This is a genomic window from Streptomyces sp. NPDC002306 (genome assembly GCF_053593435.1).
This window is the reverse complement of the sequence record NZ_JBSFCK010000063.1, coordinates 1-20,313: the sequence shown is the minus strand read 5'-3', so window position 1 is coordinate 20,313 and position 20,313 is coordinate 1. Positions and strand designations below refer to the sequence as shown.

Here is a 20,313-nt window from a genome sequence, read left to right as displayed (position 1 = left end):
TACACGCGCCGGGGCTTTCGCCTGAGGGACGGCTGTCTGCATCTCGCGGGCGGGATCGTACTGACGGTGGTGTGGTCGCGTGACCTGCCCTGCGATCCCTCGAGTGTGCGCGTCTACCAGGACACTCTCGGGCACTGGTACTGCTCGTTCGTCGTCGCCGTCCAGGTGCAGCCGCTGCCGGAGACCGGGCGGGTGCTGGGTGTCGACTGGGGTGTGAAGGAGACGGCCACCACCACCTGCGACGGGCATGATCTGCCGCATCCGGAGTTCGGGGAGCAGGCGGCGCAGCGTCTGGCCCGGTATCAGCGGATGATGGCGCGTCGGCGGCCTGCCCGGGGGCAGGCCGCGTCCCGCGGATACCGTGCGGCGAAAGCCCAGGCGGCGAAGGTGCACAAGAAGGTGGCCCGGCAGCGGCTGGACCATGCCCGGAAGTGGGCGAAGCGTGTCGTGGCCGGTCATGATGTGCTCGCCGTCGAGGACTTCAGGCCGAGGTTTCTCTCGAGGACCACGATGGCGCGGAAGGCTGCGGACGCGGCGATCGGCGCGACGAAACAGGCGCTGCTGGAGATGGGCCGTAAACATGGACGGGACGTCCGCCTCGTCCATCCCGCCCACAGCACGATGGACTGCGCGGCATGCGGTGCGAGAACCAAGCACCAGCTGCCGCTCGGCGAGAGAATCTACCACTGCACCGTGTGCAAAACGGTGTCCCCCAGGGACAAGAACTCCGCACACGTGATGCTTGTCCGGGCAGGTCTGAACCCGGCCGGCGTTGATGGCACAAGACCCTCCGGAGCGCCGCTCCGGAAGGCAGCCTGAGCCAGGAATCCCCTCCCTTCAGGGAGGGGAGCAGTCAATTCTTTACTCCACCTGGAAAGGCCCGCTCGGCAAGCGCGATGTCCGGGGGCTGAGCATGCCGTCTCGTCGTGCCCAGGTTCTAATACCGATCGAGGCGGTGCGCGTAGGGGGTCGGCAGAGACTGTGTGCCGCCTCCGGGGAACCACGCTGTGCAAAGATCCCGGTACCGTTCGGGGATCGATACGCCGTGCACGTATGCGTCATCGGTCGACCACTGACCGAGGAACAGCCGGATGAGCGCCTTGTCGTCGGGGACCAGGTCGCCGCGTCGCAGCGCGTCGAACGCCCTGTCGTAGTCCTGGTCCGGCTGCTGCACGGCAGCCCGGCGCCGCAGCTCGGGGTCGAGCTTGCGCACCAGGGACGACCGGTTCAGGATGGCGGCCATCATTCCGCCGCTCGGTGGGAATCTCTGTTGGTAGGTGCAGCCCATGTGGCGAGCCACTCGTCCGGTGAGGCTGTCGACCGGCTCCCGCACGGTGAATTCGCTCAGACGCCGTTGCCAGCAGAGGCGGGCGATGGCGACGAGCATCAGGCGTGCCGCGGCGGCGTTCTCGGCCGCCAGTTCGTCCACGGTCACCGAACCCAGAGGGTCGCCGAAGGCTCGGCCCTCCAGTACGGCATAGCCGACGGCAGCGCCGTCGCTCTGCAGGATCAGGGTCTGTGACCCGGGCTTCCACGTGGCCTGGGGGATGAGCCGGTTCCAGCCCGCGTGTCGTACGTGGGTCCAGGGCCGCCGAGCGTGCGCGGTGTTGTACAGACGGATCATCGTCGGAAGATCGGCCGGAGAGCCGCTGCGGATGCCCGGAACAGCGATACCCAGATCGTCTTCCGCCGCCTGTTCGACGTTGCGCACGGGGATGACCAGGTGCCCTTCGGCGACGGCTCCGACGAAACCGAACTGCTCGTACATCCCCTCGATACCGTTGGATACGAAAGCGACATCCACCCGCTGTGCCATGCCGGCCAACGCCTGGCGGAGGAGTCGGCTCATGTGCCCCTGGCGTCGGAACTCGGGCTCGGTTTCCACGCCACCGATGCCTTCCGCGGCAACGGCCACCGCACCGAATCGCAGGTCGAAGGAGTGCGCCTCCAGTTCGGCGACCGGTTCACCTCCAGCGGTCCGTAACCGGCAGTAACGCACTCGCAGACTGCGTACCTCCTGATCCGCGACTTCGGTGTAGCCGGCTGTTGGCTCATGATCCGACACGGAGGGTCCTCAAGCTCGTGATCGCATGGCGATGCCGTCGATTCCCGCGGACATCAACGATGTTCCTCGCTCTCCCAGAGCCCGGTGAGTTCAGGGGAACTGAAGGTTTCTGAACGACCTCGTTGATGTGCGGGTGTGCGTGTCGTCCGGACTGGCTTCATGCTTCGTCGCGGTGGGTGAGGTGGCCGTTGGTGAGCCGCCAGTAGTGCTGATGGGGAGTCAGTTGCCAGGTCTCTGTGGCAGCGATCGCCTGTGTGATCCACTCGTGGAGTTGCGGGAGGGCGTGCGCCTGTAGAACAGCGCGGGTGGTGGCACGTTCAGCGGCATCGACCGGGTGGACGTCTATGCGGAAGCCGACCATGTCCGGGTGCATGCTGCGGCCGTAGTTGCGGGGGATCGGAGCGATCCATTCGGCTCCCAGGACGATGGTCTCGCTGCCATGTCCGGAGAGGAACCGAAGGTCCGTGACACGGGTCATGTAGGGGCCGAGACACTCGTTGATGTCGGTGGTGGTCAGTGGCCAGGCACGGTGCCGGGGCAGCCTTCGATTTCGTGCGGACATGGCCAGCAGAATGACAGAAGGTCACTGTCGGCCCGCACGGATTTTCTGTTCGGCGGCCGTTTCCAGAAGCTGGCGGGCGGAATCTGCGTAGCGCATCGCGGTCCTCTCGTCGGGTCCGAAGACTTCGGCGAGGTGGAGTGGGTCAGGCCCGTGTGTGAGGGCCTCTTCGAGGTGCCGGTCGACGCGGAGCCGCTCCAGCGTCGCGTCCGGCCCGCGTATCGAGGTACTGATCCAGGTGCCCGACGTCCCCGCGGATGGTGCCGTCCGCCGGCCCCGCCGAGGCCTGGGCCAGGACGAGTCCGGTGGCACGGCTCGACGTTCGTCGGCCGGCCGCCCTGACGTGGAGGAAACAAGAGGGCCTTGGCCGTCCACGATCGTGTCGTGACGCGAGACGTCGTGTTGGTTCACCTGTGCGAGGTGGTGCTCCTTCAGCGGTTGGGGCAGGTGTTCTGGAAGGGCAGGCCGTCCGTGTAGCGTGACCATTCGTCCGTGTCGAGACCTCGGCCGGCAAGGTCGCACGCCCGCTCCACGGGGCGCGTGACGATGGCGGCGATACGGCTCACATCCCACACGACGCCCCGGCCGGCGGCCACCTCGGCGCCCCACTCCGTGGCCGCGAGGCGACGGCCGTCCCCGGCGAACGTGAGCCCGGTGACCATCGACCGGATGCCCGACAGCTTCGTGAGCCGACGTGGCGCGGTGCTCTCCGTGGTGTCCCACACGGCCACCGTGCCATCCCCGTCGCCGGTGGCCAGCATCTCGTCTGCCGGGCTGAACGCGAGGGCACTGGTGCCCGAGGCGGCGCTGCTCGGCAGGCTTGCGAGCCGCCGGGGCCGCGCCCGGTCCGTGATGTCGTAGAGCACCACCCGCTGCTTCGACCGCTCCGCGACCGCGACCATGCGTCCATCAGGGCTGACAGCCGATGCCCCCATGGATTCCGGGTCACCGTCGAAGGCGGCCAGTCTGCGGGGGCGTCCGCCCGAGGAGACGTCCCAGATGATCGCCTTGTCGAAGTTGGTGATCACCAAGGCGCGTCCGTCCGGGGTGTAGGACAGGGAGTTCACGGGGCCGTCGGGCAGGGTCGCCAGTTGCCGCGGGGAGTCTTGATCCGCGATGTTCCACAACATGACCGAGCGATCGCCTTCGGTGCCTTCGCCGGTGGCCGTGGCGAGCATGTGTCCATGCGGTTGGAACACCACGGAGGAGACCACACCCTTCAGGCCGGTCAGGCGGGCGAGTCGCCTGGGTCGCGTGGTGTCGGAGATGTCCCACAGCTGGGTCTGTCTGTCACCTGTGCCCAGCGCCAGCAGGTGCCTGTCGTGGGAGAACGCGGCGGACACGATCCAGGACGTCTCGACGTCCAGGTCCGACAGGTGCCGGGGCCGGCCCGGGATGCTCACGTCGCGCAGTTGCGCGGTCGGAGCGTCGTTCTCGTGGGTGAGGGCGAGGGCCTGCCCGGACGGGCCGAACACGACGGCCTTCATCTCGCCTCGCGGCTGGGTGAGTACGGTGGTGGCGTGGCCGGTGATGCGCGGTGTGCCGTCCCACAGCGCGGCCACTCCGTCGTCGCCGCCACTGATGACGGTCTGGTCGTCGGGGCTGAAGGCGACCGAACGCACGCCGGCACCGTGCCCCGTGAACGTGACCAGGCGCTGTGGCTCCGTTGGTCTGGTGATGTCCCACAGGCACACCAGTCCGTCCCGCCCCGCCGTTGCCAGCGTCTCGCCGTCGTGGCTGAAGGCCACGTCGTGCACGGGGCCGGAGTGCACGGTGATCGTGGCCAGGGAGCTCTGGTCGCTCATGTCGAGGGCGCGCCGGAGGTCCCACAGCATGACGTCGCCGTTGTCGTAGGCGGTGGCGACCGTGTGCCCGTCAGGGGCGAAGGCCACGGACAGGACGGCCGTGAAGACGTTGCCGGGAATGAACCCCCGGCGCCGGGGGCGTTCCGGTTTCGAGATGTCGTAGACGTAGGGAGCGTCACCGGCTCCGTCGACGACCACGTCACGACTGTCCGTGGAATAGGCGACGCCGTGAAGGGGGCCGCCACCGCCGCTTTCGAGCCGCCCGATCGGCCGCGGATCTCTGGGGTCGCCGATGTCCCAAAGGATGGCGTACCGCCCGTTCGTGCCGGCCAGCAGGGTGCGACCGTCAGGGCTGACCGCCACGGACTCGACGCGGCCGTGACCAGGCAGTGTCGCCAACTCGTGCGGCGTGGTGGGACGTCGGGTGTCCCACAGACGCACCTTCCCGTCGTCACCGCCGGTGGCCAGCAAGAGGCCGTCCTTGCCGAAGGACAGCGCCCGGAGGCTCCCGGACTTCACGACCGTGCGGGACACGCGTACCGGTCGTACCCGGTTCCTGACGTCCCACAGGACGAACGACCCGTCGGTGCCTCCGGTGGCGGCGGTGTGGCCGTCCGCGCTGAACGCCACCTCGTCGACGGTGTCGCTCCGTGGCGCGGGCCGGGTACGCGTGACGGTTGCGGTGCGTTCGTCCAGGTAGAGGGCGTCGTGCTGTTGCAGGAGGCTGGAGACGAGACCGGAGCGGCCTTCCGGCGTCGGATCGAGGGTCTGTGCAGCCATGCCGAGTCGCAGCGCGGTAGTGAGATCGGACTCCTGGAGAGATCCTGCACGGAACACGAGTCCCTTCGCTGTCGCGGCCTTGTGCTGCCGCTCGGCCAGTCGCTCCTCGTCGGCGGACTTCTGCCACAGCGTCGCGAACACCAGGGCCAGTACGACCAGCACGCAGCCGGAGGCGAGCACGGCGGTCCGGCGGCGGCGTAGGCGACGGGTGTCCGCGCTCCGGCCGGCGATGAGGAACTGGTTCTCCAGCGGATTCGGCCGTAGCCAACCGGGCGCTGTGGCGGCCCAGTCGAGGGCGTTACGGAGGGCGGTGCCGCGGTTCAGGTCCTCGGGTCGGCGCTGGTGCTGGTGCCAGACGCGGGCGGCCTCGCCCAACCGCCGGTGCTGGCCCAGCCCTTCGCGGTCGGCCGCCACCCAGTCCCGCAGCCGTGGCCACGCCCGCAGCACCGCCGCACTGGCTGGCCGAACCATGGCTGCCTCTTGGAGCAGGACGCCCGCGTCGATGAACGCGGCGAGTGTCTCCCGTACGGCGGCCTGCTCGCCCGAGGACCGCTCCGACAGCAACTCGTCCTCGTCGGCGGCACGCACAGTGTCGTGGGAACCGTCCGGTGCGCTGCCTGGGACGATCAGCCGGAGCCAGACCGCACGCGCGGTCGCCCGGACCGCGGGCGGCAGGGCGTCGTAGGCGGCCTCCGCCGCGTCCCCCAACGGGACGACGGTGGTCGGCGCCGCGCCGCCGGGGGCACTGACCAGTGCGGCGGCAGCCCCGGCCCCGGCCCGCAGCGCTTGTCGGCCGTCGTAGCCTCCGCCGAGCAGGCGCAGCAGGATCGCAGCCGCTGTGGGCCGGGCGTCGGGCCGCTTGGCCAGCGCCTCGCGCACCAGGGACCGTAGGGGCTCGGGCAGTACGGTCAGGTCGGGCTCGTGTTCCAGGGCGCGGACCACCACCTCCCCGAGGTTCGCGCCCCGGAACGGTTCCCTTCCGGTCGCGGCGAACAGCACCACCGCTCCCCACGCGAACACATCCGCCGCGGTGCCTGCCCTTAGCCCTCGCAGGGTTTCGGGAGCGAGGTAGCCGAAGGTGCCCATGACCTGACCGGTCTCGGTCAGCGTCATGTCCGGGGTGCGCGCGATACCGAAGTCGATGACCCGAGGGCCGTCCGGGCCGAGGAGCACATTGGCGGGCTTGAGATCCCGGTGCACGACCCCGGCCTGATGAATCGCGGCCAGGGCTGTGGCAACCCCCGTCGCCAGCCGCACGAGATCATCGCCTTGGAGGGGGCCGGAGTCCCGCACGGATGCGCTCAGTTCGGGCCCGGCGACGAACTCGCTGACGATGTACGGGCGCTCGGCATCCGGGTCGGCGTCCAGCACCCTCGCCGTGCAGAACGATGCCACCTGCTTCGACGCCGTCACCTCCCTGGCGAAGCGGCGCCTGGCCGCCGACCCCGAAGCGGCGTCCCCATGCAGAACCTTCACGGCGACGCGCTGTCCGGCAGCGTCGTACGCCTCGTAGACCACGCCCTGGCCACCGGATCCCAGCCGCGCGGCCGGCCAGTACGCGCCCAGACGCTGAGGGTCCGTCGGTATGAGGTTGTGGCGACTCATCCACCACTCTCCCGGAATGATCACAAGCGTGAGACAGGCGCTTGGGGGTGCTGCGAGCTTCAGACGAGCTTCAGACGCGGTGCACACCGGCGCAGTTCCCTCACGGGTGAACAAACCCCTCGAAGGAGTTGTTCGGGCTGAACATCGTTCAGCCCGGCCGGGCTGACTTCGGCTGCATCCCGCGACCATCGGCGCGGCCTTCTCGATCCGGCAGCGGCGCGGCAGGTCCGACGACGCGCTCCGACCTTGGCGGTCGTACGCGCCAGGTCTCGGCGATGCCCGGCCGGACAATCCGAAGCGTGGGGCCGCCCTTGAGGAGGGCGGCCCCACGTCGTTCGGTACCGCTCTTCGAACTACTCGATGTTGATCCTGAATGTGCTGGTCGTGTTGCGGATGTCCTGGGCGTTGCCGCTCATCCGCAGGTTGCGGAAGGTGGCTTCACCCACGGCGGGGCCCTGACCGGGCTCCGGCAGCTCGTTGGCCCAGATGCCGAAGCCTGACTTGGCGTCGAACGCGTCCCCGCTCTTCTTGGAGTTGGTGATGGAGACGTCGGTGAAGATCGTGTCCTTCACCGGGAACTGCGGCTGGCCACCGACGTAGTTGGTCTGGAACATGACGCCTCCGTACGTGGAGTCGTCGATGTCGACGTCGTTGACGCGGATCCCCTGGAAGACCTTCGAGGCGGAGAACGCCCAGATCGCGGGGAAGACCTGCGAGCCCCAGAAGTGGCCGCCCGTCCTTTCCAGGGAGACGTTCTCGATCGTCGTGGGCTCGGTCCCGAAGCCGTTCATCGGGTAGCCGAAGTCCAGCGAGGAGATCGTGATGCCGGAGTAGACCAGGGTGTCGGCGACGCGGATGTTGCGGAAGGTGTTGTTGTAGCCGCCGTACACGGCGATCCCCGCCGCCCGCCAAGTGAGTGTCGACGTCAGGTTCTCGTAGAGGTTGTTCTTCTCGTCGGCGCCGCCGGCGTCGATCGCCGAGAACAGGGCGAAGCTGTCGTCGCCCGTGGCGCGGGCGTCGTTGTTGACCACGTGGTTGTCCGTGGAACCGTTCGTCATGTTGATGCCGTCGGCGAACGTGTCACGGATACGGGAGTTCTTGATGGTCATGTTGTCGGTGTTGGCACCCCAGTAGAGGCACACCATGTGCTCGACCCAGATGTCGTCGATGGTGATGTTGGAGACGTTGGAGAAGTCGAACACCTTGCCCGGACCGTCGATCCGGGACGTGTAGTTGCCGAAGTAGGAGAAGTCGGCGAACGACGAGCCGTTCGCGCTGGCCTCGGCGCGGAAGCCCACGTCGGTGTTCTCCTGGGAGGCGGGGGCGTGGAAGCGGGTGAACCATGACCCGGCACCCACGACCTTGACCGCCTTGCCGTAGACCTGGAACTTGCTCGAGGTCTCGTAGTCACCGGCGGGCAGGTAGACGCCGACGAGCTTGCCCGTGGTGTCCATGCGGACCTTGTCGAGCGCGTTCTGAACGTCCTGGTGCGAGAATCCGGCCGGGACCGTGTAGGAGGCCGGGTCCGGGTTCTGGGCCGCCGTGGCCTGCTCGGTGTTGACGAAGTCGATGGCGTAGGTGGAGGTGTTGGCCGCGTCCTTCTGCAGCCGGATCTTGGAACCGGCGGGCACGGTCCTGCCGAGCAGCAGGTTCGCCTCGTCGTAGATGTGGCGCGGGGCGCCGGAGCCGGGCGAGTTGCCGGGCGCGGTCTCGTTGCCGTAGAGCCAGGCGTACTTCGAGGTGAGGTCGATCGCCTTGAGGAACTGGCCGTCCACGTACACGTTGAGCGTCGTGTTGGTGCCGTCGGGGATCGAGAATCGGGTCACGAGCGTGTTGGTCTGCGCGCGGGTGGTCCACTCGACGTACTGGCCGGTCGCGGTGAGGGTGACCGCCTTGCGGCCGCTCGCCTCGCCGGCGAAGTCGCCGATGGTCCGGTTCGGGCCGACGACCTTGGCGCCGCCGCCGACCGTGCCGTCCTCGGCTTCGTACATGTCGTAGGGCATGTCCGCGCCGCGGCCGACGAACAGGGGCTGCGTGGTGGTGTTGTTCGTCCGCTTGACCGGCAGTTCGTTGGCGTCGTCGGCGATGACCGTCTTGACGGTGTACTTGCCGTTGACGGCCGTCCATGAGCCGAGGCTGACCGGTGCGGTGGTCTGGCCGGCCGCGATGGCGCCGTTGTAGGAGCCGCTGAGCGTCTTGACGGTGGTGCCGTGGGAGTCCTGCACGGTCAGGGTGACGGCGTGGGCACCGGAGGCGGAGGCCACCGTTCCCTGGTTCTTGATCGCGACGGTGAACTTGACCTCGTCACCTGCCGAGGCACTGGACGGGGTCCAGGAGACCGGGGCGGCGAGCAGGTCGGAGCTGGAGACGGGCTTGACGACGAGGGCGTCGGAGCGGGTGAAGGCGTTGTTCGCCTCGTTCTGCTCGATCACCTTGTTCGACGGGTCCACCTCGGCGCCGACCGGGTAGCTGCCCGCGTCGCGGGCTCCGATGCTCGCGGTGACCGTCTTCGACTCACCGGCCGCGAGGGCCGGGACGTCCGCCGTGGCGGCCTTCGTGCCGCCGAGCGTGAAGTTCAGGTCGGTGGCCTTGGCCGCCTTGCTGCCGCTGTTGGTGACGGTCGCCGAGAGGCTGATGGCATCCGACTCCACCGGAGCCGCGGGGGAGTTCGTGATGCCGGTGACCTTCAGGTCCGGGTTGGCGGCCGGAGTGCCGATCACCTGGAACTCGGCGACCTGCGCGCCCGGGGCGCCGGAGTTGGCGGTGAACCTGAGCTGGATGTCGGCGGCGGAGCCGGAGACCGGGATGGTCACGGTGTTGCCGCTGGACGGGTTGAAGGTGTAGTCCTTCGCCGCGGCGAGGCTGGTGAAGGCCGTCGCGTCCTGGTCGCGGCCGAGCACCTGGATGTTCTGCGTGCGCGTGGACCAGGCGGCGTCCGGGTTGAGTTTGACGACGACCTGGCTGAGGTCGGCGTTGGCGCCCAGCTTGGTGGTGAGGGTGGCCGGGTAGGCGCCGCCCGCGCTCTCCCAATAGGTGCTGGTCTGGCCGTCGTTGGCGTTGGTGGCGAGGTAGGTGAAGACGTACGACGAGGCCTCGATGGGCTTGCCCTCGGCGAGGTTGGAGCCGGGACCGGTCGAGCCGGTCCGGGTGACGCTGTTGCTTGCCGCGGACGTGTTCCCGGCGGCGTCCTTCGCCTTGACGTAGTAGGTGACCGTGGCGGTCGCGGGCGGGGTGTCGGTGTACGTCGTGATGTTGCCCGCCACGGACCTGAGGAATTGGTCGTTGGCGTAGACGTCGTAGCCGGTGACGGCGACGTTGTCGCTCGACGCCTGCCAGGTGAGCTTCACGTCGTTGCCGGACTGGGTGTAGGCGAGGTTGCCGGGTGCCGTGGGGGCCTGGGTGTCGCCGCTGGATCCCCTGCGGGTGACGCTGTTGCTGTTGGCGGAGACGTTGCCCGCGGCGTCCTTGGCCCGTACGTAGTACGTGATGTCGCTGCCGGCCGGCTGGGTGTCGGTGTAGGTCAGGACGTTTCCGCCGACGCTCGCGCGCAGTTGGCCGTTGGCGTAGACGTCGTAGCCGGTGACACCGGTGTCGTCGCTCGCCGCGTTCCAGGTCAGTTTGATCTGGCCGGTGGCCGGCTCGGTGTAGCTCAGGTTCGACGGGGCGGTGGGCGCCTGGGTGTCGCCGCTCGCGGGTCCGTAGACCTCGAGCTCGGACAACTGCCCTGCGGGCCAGCCGGTGTTGGCGGTGATGAGCGCGCGCACGTACCGCGTCGTGGTGGTGTCGAAGCTGATGGTGGACGACTGGTCGTTGCCGCTGTCGAACGTGTACGCCTTCGAGGCCGTCAGGTCGGTGAAGTTCTGGTTGTCGGTGGAGCCCTGGATCTTGAGCGTCTGGCTGCGGCTCGGCCAGCCGCTGGGCAGCCGCAGCGTCACCTGGTTCACCTGGACCGACGAGCCGAGATCGACCTTGAGCCACTGCGGGAAGGCGTTGTTCGTGCTCTCCCAGTAGGTGGTGCGGTTGCCGTCACCGGCGTTCGCGGCGCCGTAGACGTCGGCGTGCCCGCTCTCGCTGAAGGGTTTGCCCTGGGCGAGGTTGGGGGTCGAGGCGGCGGTCGTGAGGACCTGCATCTCGGCGAGCTGGGCGGTGGAGGCGACCGAGTTGCGGCTGAAGTCCGCCCGCACGTACCGGGCGAGGGTCGCGGGGAAGGAGATCTTCACCGTGTTGGCGTTGCCGGGGCTGAAGACGTACTGCGTCGACGACTTGAGCGTGGCGAAGCTCTTTCCGTCGGCACTGCCCTGGAGCGCCAGCGTCTGCTTGCGGGTCTGCCAGTCCTCGGGCAGACGCAGCACGACCTGGCGGACACGCTTGGTCCGTCCGAGGTCGGTCTGCACCCACTGGGCCGACTTCTTTCCGGCTTGCCAGTAGGTGCCGGTGTCGCCGTCGGTGATGTTCGCGGCCGAATGTGCGCGGAGGGCGCTGCCGGCTTTCGTCGCAGTGCCGGCGGCGACGTCGGGGCCGCCGGCTGCGTGCGCGCCGACGGTGGGCATCCCCAGGGCAAGGACGGCGGAGGCGAGCGCGGTGGTGGCCGCGCGCCGTCTGACGAATCTCGGTTTGTGGCGAGTCATGCGAAGTCACTTCCTGCAGAGGTGCGCGCGCCGGAAGGGGCGGCGTGGGGCGGCTCGTTCCTGGGCAGAGCGGTGGCGCGGGTGCGGCAGGACGGCAAGAGGCCGTCCCCGTGCAGACTCACGGTCTCCGCGAGGAGAGCGTGCACAGCTTCTTGCAGTGTTTCATCGGAATATTGCAGAGCCGTATGAGTCCGTCTACAGTCCGGACGGCACAAATTTCACCGGCGGCACCTGGACCTCAGTGGAGCGACAGAGGGAGATTTGGCGAGCCCTGTACCGCTGGGCCCCCTGCCCGCGGACATGCGAGGGAAGGCCTTGCGTGACGTTCAGCAAGTTGGCGCAACACGCGCAAAAACTTGCGCTCATGACGTCATCATGTGTCTCAGATTTGCGTAGAACTCGCCGGTCCAGTCGGCATCGACAGCCGCGTCGCCGCCCTGCGCGCGGCCACCGGGAACGAGGGAGGCCGGTCCGTCCGCGGAGGTCGTTCCACCGCGGACGAACCGGCCCCATTCATCGAGAGTGCCGTGACCGGCCGAATCTCAGCGCAGGCCGAAGGCCCTCATCACCGTTTGGTGCGCCGAGTTGCCCGCCGAGTCCTTGACGCTCGCCCTCAGCGAGACGAAGGACGCGTTGGCCGGAGCGGCCAGGCGGAACCGCCCGGCGCTGGGGCAGGCGGCCTTGTGCCAGCTTCGGCCGTCGTCGTAGGACAGCTCCAGACTGACCGCGCCGATCTTGCCGACAAGGCCGGCGCCAGGCAGGTGAGCGGCGCTGACGGACAGGGTGTCGTGCCGCCCGGCGCGCCCCGCCGCGTCCGTACCGATCCGGTAGTCGAGCTGGATCAGTGGGAGCACCACGGTGGCGGCATCGGTCGGCGCCTCCGACGTGAAGTCCCACTCGGTGCGCGTACGGGAGGAGTACGGGGTGTAGCTCACATCGCGCTCGCCAGTGACGACCAGCTTGTACGGCAGCCTTCCGGCACTGGGCGCGTCGCCCCAGACGTTCGTGAAGTTCCCCTGGCCCAACTGGGTGCTGCCCTGGTACAGGGTCTGCTGCTGCGTTACGGCCGGGTCCTGGTTCCACCCTACGTGGTTCCCACTGCCCCAGGCCGGGATGTCCACGTACAGGTGGTTGCCATTGCGGGTAGGCCGGAGGTTGTTGAAGAAGGTGTCGTTGAGGAAGGGGCGTTGGATCGGCTTGAACCACTCCTCGGACTGCCTGCTGCCGGCCCGGTAGAGGGTCTTCGCTCCCTCTTCGAAGCCTATGGAATCGGCGAACGCCTCCTGGTGCCAGCGGACACCGGTGGTGGACACCCAGTCGGTGCGCTTCCCGTTCGCGGGCTCCGGCATGATGTTGCCGGAGGTCCAGTCGACGCCGTCGAGCCATTCGAAGCGGAACTCGCCGCCGGAAGTGTTCGGCTTCGGGCTCGCGAAGGTGACGTCGATCCGGGCCAGGTTCTCGGTGTCGCCCTTGACCGTCATCTTCGACGGGATCTCGTTGTGCCACACGTGCGCGAGGTCGTAGACGTACGGGCTCGCGGTCTCGGAGTCGACCGTGATCCTGGTACCGCCGTCCCCGGCTTGCCGGATCAGCCTCTCGCCCTCCTCGGTGCCGAGCAGGCCGACGTCGAGTGTGACGGGCTGCTGGCCCAGCGGCGCGTAGGAGCGCATGGGGCGGCCGTACCCGTTCTCCACGACCAGCATGAGCTTCGCTCCCGCAGCGATCGCGTTGGCCGCCTGGTCGATGTCGTTGACGTCGTCGTTGTGGCGGACCACCACGGCCTTGCCGCGCGCGTCGAGGTGGGCGTAGTCCGCGCTCGACCCCTGGCCCGCGAAGACCAGCGGCAGCTTGTACGTGCCCTTGGCCAGTGGCGTGATGCCCTCCTGGCGCAGGATGCCGGTGAACTCGGTCGTGCGGGTGGAGACCGCCAGCGCCGGTTTCTCGCCGCGCCAACGGGCGGTCAGCTGGAAGTCCCCGTGGGTGACGCTGTGGGTGGTCGGCTGCGCCCAGATGCTGTCGTAGTACAGACTCTCGGCGGACAGACCCGACCTGACGCCGTTCATGGTGCGGTTGTAGCCCAGCTTCTGGAATGTCACGTCGCTGCGCTGCGGGGTGGTCATCTCGAGGCGCTTGGCCTTGGAGGCGTCGAACGAGACGGTGGTGTCCCGGTCCAGCAGCACGTCGGGGTCGCCGAGCAGGGCCAGGCCCTTGGAATGGGGACCGTGGACGCCCTGGATCTCCTGGTAGGAGAGCGCCGAGTACACGTCGTCGGGCAGGAAGATCTCCTCAGTGCCGGAGGGGCCGACGGGGATCAGGAAGGGGTTCCTGTCGCCTGCCCTGAGCATCTGGACTTCGCCGGACGTGGGATTGCCCTCGGAGTCCTTGAAGGTCAGGGTCAGTTTGTGCATCGTCGCGAAGCCGAGGGAGACGGCGGTGTGCGCTACGGCTCTGCCGGCCGTGTCCGTCGCGAGCAGTTGGCCCGAGTAGTGGTTCTTGGCGGTGCCCGCGGAGCCGTCGATCGCCAGCGTGACAACGGCGGTGCCGTGCGCGGGGACGACCACGTGGGAAACCGACACGCGGAACATCCCGGACGGGGCGTGCGGCGCGTCGACGGACAGCGCGAGTGTGACCGGAGCGTCGGTGATGTTGGTGTAGGTCACCGGGCGCTGGAGGGTTCCGCCCTTGTACTGGGCCGCATAGGCGGTCGCCGAGGCGAAGACTCCGGCCTGTGCGGCCGCGGCGACGTCCAGCCGGCCGCTGCCGGCCTCGAAGGCGTCGTACGTCGGGGTCTGCCGGGACCTGCTGGCCAGCAGGTCCTTCAACTGGCTCCCGGTGAGATCCGGGTGGGCCGCGGCGAGCAGAGCGGCGGCGCCGGCGACATGGGGTGTGGCCATGGAGGTGCCGCTCATGGACCGGTAGGCGCCCTGGCCGTTCTCGCTGAACTGGGAGTTGGCCGCCAGGATGCCGACTCCGGGCGCGGAGATCTCCGGCTTCAGTGCGCCGTCGACGCGCGGGCCCTTGCTGGAGAAGGAAGCGAGGGAGTCGGTGGCGTCGACCGCGCTCACGGTGAGCGCGGCGGTGGCCGCTCCCGGTGCGCCTATCGTGCTCGGACCTCCGAGGTTGCCCGCGGCGACCACGAACAGCGCGCCGGTCTGGGCGCTGAGCCGGTCGACGGCCTGGCTCAGCGGGTCGCTTCCGTCGGACACCTGACCGGTGCCGAGGCTCATGTTGATGACCTTGGCGTGCTGGTCGACGGCTGCCCACTCCATGCCGGCCAGGGCGTAAGAGATCTGTCCGCTGCCGTAGTTGTCCAGTACCTTGCCGATGCGCAGCCGGGCGCCCGGCGCGACGCCCTTCTCCTTCCCGTCGGAGGCCGCACCGGTTCCGGCGATGATCGACGCGACATGGGTGCCGTGTCCGGAGTGGTCGTCGGTGTTCTCGTCCGGTACGAAGCTCTGCCGGCTCGCGATGCGGTCCGCCAGGTCCGGGTGGCCGGCGTCGACGCCGGTGTCGAGGACGGCGACGTCCACGCCCTGCCCGGTGTCGCCGCCCTCCCAGACCTGCGGGGCGCCGATCTGCGCGGTGCTGTCGGCGAGGTCGGCGTGGATGGGGGCATCCAGCCAGATGTGCGAGATTCCGTCGCTGAAGGACGGTCGGGTGTCCTGCGTTCGAGCGCCGTTGTTCGTCGTCCTGGCCACGGACTTCCAGAAGTCGTCCGCGCGGGAGCGGTCCGCGGACAGGGCGGCGCCTTGGACGCTGTCGAGGTTCCGTACCCGGGTCGCACCCTCGGGGACGGCTGACGCGCGACGTGCGGCGTCAGCCTGCGTGTAGGAGACGATCAGCGGCAATCGGTCGCTGTGCGCGTCGTCGTATCCGTCCGCGATCAGGTCCGTGATGTTGAACAGCTGCCGGTCCAGGGTGCCTTGAGCCAGGAACGGCAGCGCGGACTCGGGGTAGACGTAGAGGTCGTCGCCCGACGTCATGATGCGGGTCGATGCCGGCAGTCCGGCGGCATCGCGGACGGTGACGGTGCCACCGGACTGTCCTGCACCACGGTCGACCTGACTGGTCGTCACAACATCGCCGGTGATCAATGTGACGGAGTGATTGCCGGCCGGCACCTGGTCCATGGCGGATGTGGGTGGCGGAGCTGAGGTATCGGAAGGAGTGGCTGCCTGAGCCGTGATCGGGCTCGTGAGTGCGAGAACCGAAGCGCCGACGATGACCGGCACGCTCCAGCATCTGTGGAGTTTTCGCAAGGCGGTCCTTGGTTGGGTCCGGGCAGGGACGATCGGCCTCTGCCGTCCAGAGCGCCACACCGCAGTGGGTTGGCATCACTTGGGCGACATGATCATAAGCGTGCGTAAATTCGATGTGAAGAGTTGTGCCGCTTCGTTGTGAGGCGTGTGGCAAACAGTGTGTTCTGCGGTGCGCCCGCTTGAGGCGAGCCGACGCACCGGGAGGAGATCACCAGAGCCCTCAAGCCCGCGTCCACACCGCGCCTACCGAGGACGTGACGTGGACGAAGGTCGATCGTGGGCGATGAATGACCGGGGTTCTTGGGACGGGGAGATCTCGCGGACGAGGAGGAGGCATGGCGAAGATCTCGTGGGCCTGGCCGAGCACTCTCCCTGACATGGGAACCGCACCAGCGAGCCCGAAGAGCGAATCTGACACGCCAGATGCCCACGCCCCACCAACCGTGTCACACTGTTTGGTGAGCCATCAGTGCAGCTGACGGCCTGAGTGTGGCGGCGAAGACGGGTCGAGGTGACCGAACGGTGTGACCGTGGCGCGGCGTGCTGTGCTGAGGGGACATCATCTGGTGGCACATGGCGCCGTTTCGTCCGATATGCGCAGCAACTACCTGCCCACACGGTGCAAACAGTCTTGCAACGTTGCCACGTGTTCACGTGACGTTCAGAGAGTGTGATCGAACTGCTCACGGTGGCGCGATTGTGTGTTGCGGTAAGTCCTGTTCAGGCGTCCTCGCCCGACATATCCCGAGGTGTATGAAATGCCCGCATCAAACACAAGCCGACGAGCACTTACGGCCGGGCAGCTCGGAATATGGCGCGCGCAGCAACTGCATCCCGAGAATCCGGCCTTCAATATTGCCGAATATGTCGAGATTCATGGCGCCGTGAATGAACTGCTGTTTGAGCGTGCCGTCCGAAGCGCCGCCGAAGAGGCCGAGACCTCCTCCATGCGATTCAGCGAGGATGAGAATGGACTTCCATATCAGTGGCCTGACAACGTGCCGTGGGAATTTCACCAACTCGATCTGAGCTCACACGAGAACCCTCGACTCTCTGCAGACCAGTGGATGCGTGCGGACGCTACGCGCGTAGCCGATCTCGCAGGAAACGAAATATTCACTCAGGTGCTGCTGAAGATCCGGGAAGATGTCTACTTCTGGTATCAGAGGGTCCATCACATCATCGGCGACGGTTACAGCGGTTCGCTCTTTGCTGCAAGAGTGGCAGAGTTGTACACGGCATACTCAAAAAACGCCCACCCCCCGAAGCGGTGGTTTCCCGGCTTCGACATGATGCTCGATGCTGACACCGAATACCGGAGTTCCGAGAGCTTCGGCACAGATCGCTCTTTCTGGCTCGACACCATGTCGAATTACCCCGAGCCTGCCAGCCTGAGCGGAACACCACCGACCTCGACCCCACACCGTCTCGTACGCCACACCGCTGAACTCGACGCAGTCGCCGTCAATCACTTCAAGTCCTCTGCGAAGCGCTTCGGGACGAGCTTTACCGTCATTGCCGTGGCTGCCGCAGCGCTCAATCTTCACCGATCGAACGGCGCACCAGAGGTTGTCATCGGTTTGCCTGTGACCGGCAGATGGCCGAGCTCGCTGCGCATGCTTCCAGGCATGGCGGCAAACGTCCTGCCCGTTCGCATCTCCGTACACCCCGGCAGCAGCGTACTTGACCTCGTGAAGGGGACATCCCTTGCGATTCGAAAGGCGCTTCGACACCAGCGGTACAGGTACGAAGACATCGTTCGCGATCTCAAGGCCGTCGGGAAACCGGATCTCTATTCCGCCATGGTCAACGTCATGGCATTCGATTACGATCTCACGTTCGGTGATGCGACAAGCACCGCCCACAACATATCCGGCGCGCAGGTAAACGATATATCATTTTCGGTCTACGACAGGCTTTCGGGCAGCATGGACGTCGTAGTCGATGCAAACGAAGACCTGTACAGCGAGGATCGTCTCGCTGAGACTTCGAGGCAGTTCCACGCTGTATTGCATTGGATCTGTCAAGCGTCCTTCGAAGAAAAGATCGGCCAAGTCGATCTGCTGGAAAGCGGAGAACGTCAACGCATTCTCGGAGAGCTGAGTGGCTCTGCGATGGAGGTTGACGAGAAAACTCTGCCCCAGCTCATTGAGGCACAGGTATCGGCAGCACCGCATGCGACCGCCGTGGCATTCGAGGGCCAGGAACTGTCCTACACGGAGCTGAACACGCGGGCCAACCGCCTTGCTCGGCTGCTGGTGGGACGAGGTGTCGGCCCGGAGACCCTGGTCGGTGTCGCTCTGCCTCGCTCGGCGGACCTGGTAGTGGCCTTGCTGGCGGTACTCAAGGCCGGTGGCGCGTATGTCCCGATCGATCCGGACCACCCTGCGGACCGCATCGCCTACATGCTCGACGACGCTCGTCCGGTGACGGTCCTCACTGAGACATCTGTTCTTGATTCCGGTGTGCTGCCTGAGCAACACACCGAAACGGTGGTATCCCTTGACGCCCCCGAGTCGGTTGCCCAGCTGGCAAGCATGGGCGAATCTGATCTGACGGATCCGGAGCGGGCGGGTGCGCTCCTGACGGAACACCCCGCGTTCGTCATCTACACGTCCGGCTCCACCGGGCGGCCCAAGGGCGTCGCTGTCTCGCACATGGGCGTGGTCAACCAGTTCACGTGGATGCAGCGTGAGTACGAACTGACTTCCGCAGACCGCGTACTGCACAAGACACCGGTGGGATTCGATGTCTCGGTATGGGAGCTGTTCTGGCCCTTGGCCGCAGGTGCGGCCCTGGTCGTGGCCCGGCCCGGCGGTCACCGGGACGCCCACTACCTGACCAACGTGATCCAGGACGCACGGGTGACCGTCGTCCAGTTCGTGCCCTCGATGCTCCGCCTGTTCTTGAACGATCCCGCAGCCGGCAAATGCGTCGATCTGCGTCTGGTCATTTGTGCCGGCGAGGCCTTGCCTCCCGAGTTGCACCGCGAATTCGAGGAAACGCTTGGTGCATCGCTGTACAACATGTACGGGCCGACCGAAGCCACCATCGCCGTCACCGCCTGGACCGGCCGCCCGATGGGCCCCGCTGACGGTCCGACGCCCATAGGCCGCCCGATCGACAACTCCCGCGTGTTCGTTCTGGATGCCGCTCTTCAACCCGTGGCCTTCGGCGTGCCGGGCGAGCTGTACCTGGGGGGAGTCCAACTGGCCCGCGGCTATGTGGGTCGTGCGGGCCTGTCGGCTGAGCGGTTCATCGCCAACCCCTTCGGAGTCCCGGGCGAGCGGATGTACCGCACGGGTGACCTCGTCAAATGGCGTCACGACGGCACTCTCGCCTACCTCGGGCGTACAGATCACCAGGTCAAGGTCCGCGGCTTCCGCATCGAACTCGGCGAGATCGAGACCGCATTGGCTGCGCACGACTCCGTCCGTCAGGTAGCGGTCGTGGTACGTGAAGATCGGCCGGGGGACCAGCGGATCGTCGCATACGTAGTGCCGGCTCAGAACGTGATCGTGGCCCCCGCAGCCCTGCGTGCACATGCGGGCACCACACTGCCGGAATACATGGTCCCGTCAGCCATCGTGGTGCTGGAAGCGCTGCCGCTCTCCGCGAACGGCAAACTTGACCGCTCGGCTCTCCCCGCTCCCGACTACACCCTCACGACCACGCGTCGTGCCCCCACCAGCCCGGAAGAACGACTCCTCTGCCTTGTGTTCGCTGAGGTTTTGGGTGTGGGTGAGGTGGGGGTGGAGGACAACTTCTTTGAGTTGGGTGGGCATTCGCTGCTGGCGGTGACGTTGGTGGAGCGGTTGCGTGCGCGTGGTGTGGTGGTGGATGTCCGCTCGGTGTTCACGGATCCGACGCCTGCGGGGCTTGCGGCGAGTACGGGCCGTGCCGAGGTGGTCGTTCCTGAGCGCCGGGTGACGGCCGGGGTGGAGTCGTTCACGCCGGAACTGTTCCCGCTGGCTGATCTGTCACAGGGCGAGGTCGACCGGATCGTGGAACAGATCCCGGGCGGCGCGGCCAACATCGTGGACATCTATCCCCTGGCTCCGCTCCAGGAGGGCATCCTCTTCCACCACCTGCTGACGCATGACACGGCCACGGACGGCACGGCCATGGACGGCGCCGACGACGGTGACGGTCGTGTGGGGTCTGACGGTGGTGATGTGTATGTGTTGCCGGCGGTGTTCGGGTTTGATTCCCGGGAGCGGTTGGTGGCGTTCGTGGGGGCGTTGCAGCGGGTTGTGGACCGTCACGAGATTCTGCGGACGGCGGTGGTGTGGGAGGGGCTGCGCGAACCGGTCCAGGTCGTCCAGCGTGAGGCAGCCATCCCGGTCACGTATTTCGACGCCCCGGACTCACCGGTCTCGGATGTCACTGGCTGGTTGTTGGGCCGGTTGTCGCGGGGGTTTGACCTGTCGCGGGCGCCGTTGATGCGGGTGGGTGCGGTGCCGGATCCGGCGGGTGAGGGGCGGTGGGCGGCTCTGGTGGAGATCCATCACATTGTCCAGGACCACACTGCTCTTGAGGTTCTGCTGGGTGAGGTGCAGGCGTTCTTCACGGGTGCGGGGGAGGAACTCTCGGAGCCGGTGCCGTTCCGTGA

7 protein-coding genes are annotated in these 20,313 nt (G+C 67.3%); 2 read left to right on the top strand and 5 right to left on the bottom strand.

Going from position 1 to position 20,313, the window contains the following annotated elements; translation table 11 throughout:
- Window positions 1–819, top strand: an 819-nt coding sequence (locus tag ACWCQK_RS39400) for an RNA-guided endonuclease InsQ/TnpB family protein (protein WP_451163672.1), incomplete at its 5' end; no start/stop codon positions are given.
- Between the two features lie 118 nt (window positions 820–937).
- On the opposite strand, the gene ACWCQK_RS39395 is transcribed toward ACWCQK_RS39400, so the two are convergent.
- From ACWCQK_RS39395 to ACWCQK_RS39375, 5 genes are all read right to left on the bottom strand, one after another.
- On the bottom strand, window positions 938–2,065 hold the full coding sequence (locus tag ACWCQK_RS39395) for a GNAT family N-acetyltransferase (RefSeq protein ID WP_451163670.1): 1,128 nt from the start codon (window positions 2,063–2,065) through the stop codon (window positions 938–940).
- Window positions 2,066–2,222: 157 nt separating this feature from the next.
- The gene (locus ACWCQK_RS39390; RefSeq protein ID WP_451163668.1) at window positions 2,223–2,627 is read right to left on the bottom strand and encodes a hypothetical protein; all 405 of its coding nucleotides are present in this window, start codon (window positions 2,625–2,627) and stop codon (window positions 2,223–2,225) included.
- A gap of 428 nt (window positions 2,628–3,055) precedes the next feature.
- A complete protein-coding gene (locus ACWCQK_RS39385; RefSeq protein ID WP_451163666.1) occupies window positions 3,056–6,814 on the bottom strand; it encodes a protein kinase domain-containing protein in 3,759 nt (1,252 codons plus the stop codon).
- Window positions 6,815–7,167: 353 nt separating this feature from the next.
- A complete protein-coding gene (locus ACWCQK_RS39380; protein ID WP_451163664.1) occupies window positions 7,168–11,442 on the bottom strand; it encodes a discoidin domain-containing protein in 4,275 nt (1,424 codons plus the stop codon).
- Window positions 11,443–11,984: 542 nt separating this feature from the next.
- Complete coding sequence (locus ACWCQK_RS39375) at window positions 11,985–15,518, bottom strand: S8 family serine peptidase (RefSeq protein ID WP_451163662.1); 3,534 nt, start codon at window positions 15,516–15,518, stop codon at window positions 11,985–11,987.
- A gap of 941 nt (window positions 15,519–16,459) precedes the next feature.
- Between ACWCQK_RS39375 and ACWCQK_RS39370 the strand changes: the two genes are divergently transcribed.
- Window positions 16,460–20,313, top strand: a 3,854-nt coding sequence (locus ACWCQK_RS39370; RefSeq protein WP_451163660.1) for an amino acid adenylation domain-containing protein, incomplete at its 3' end; no start/stop codon positions are given.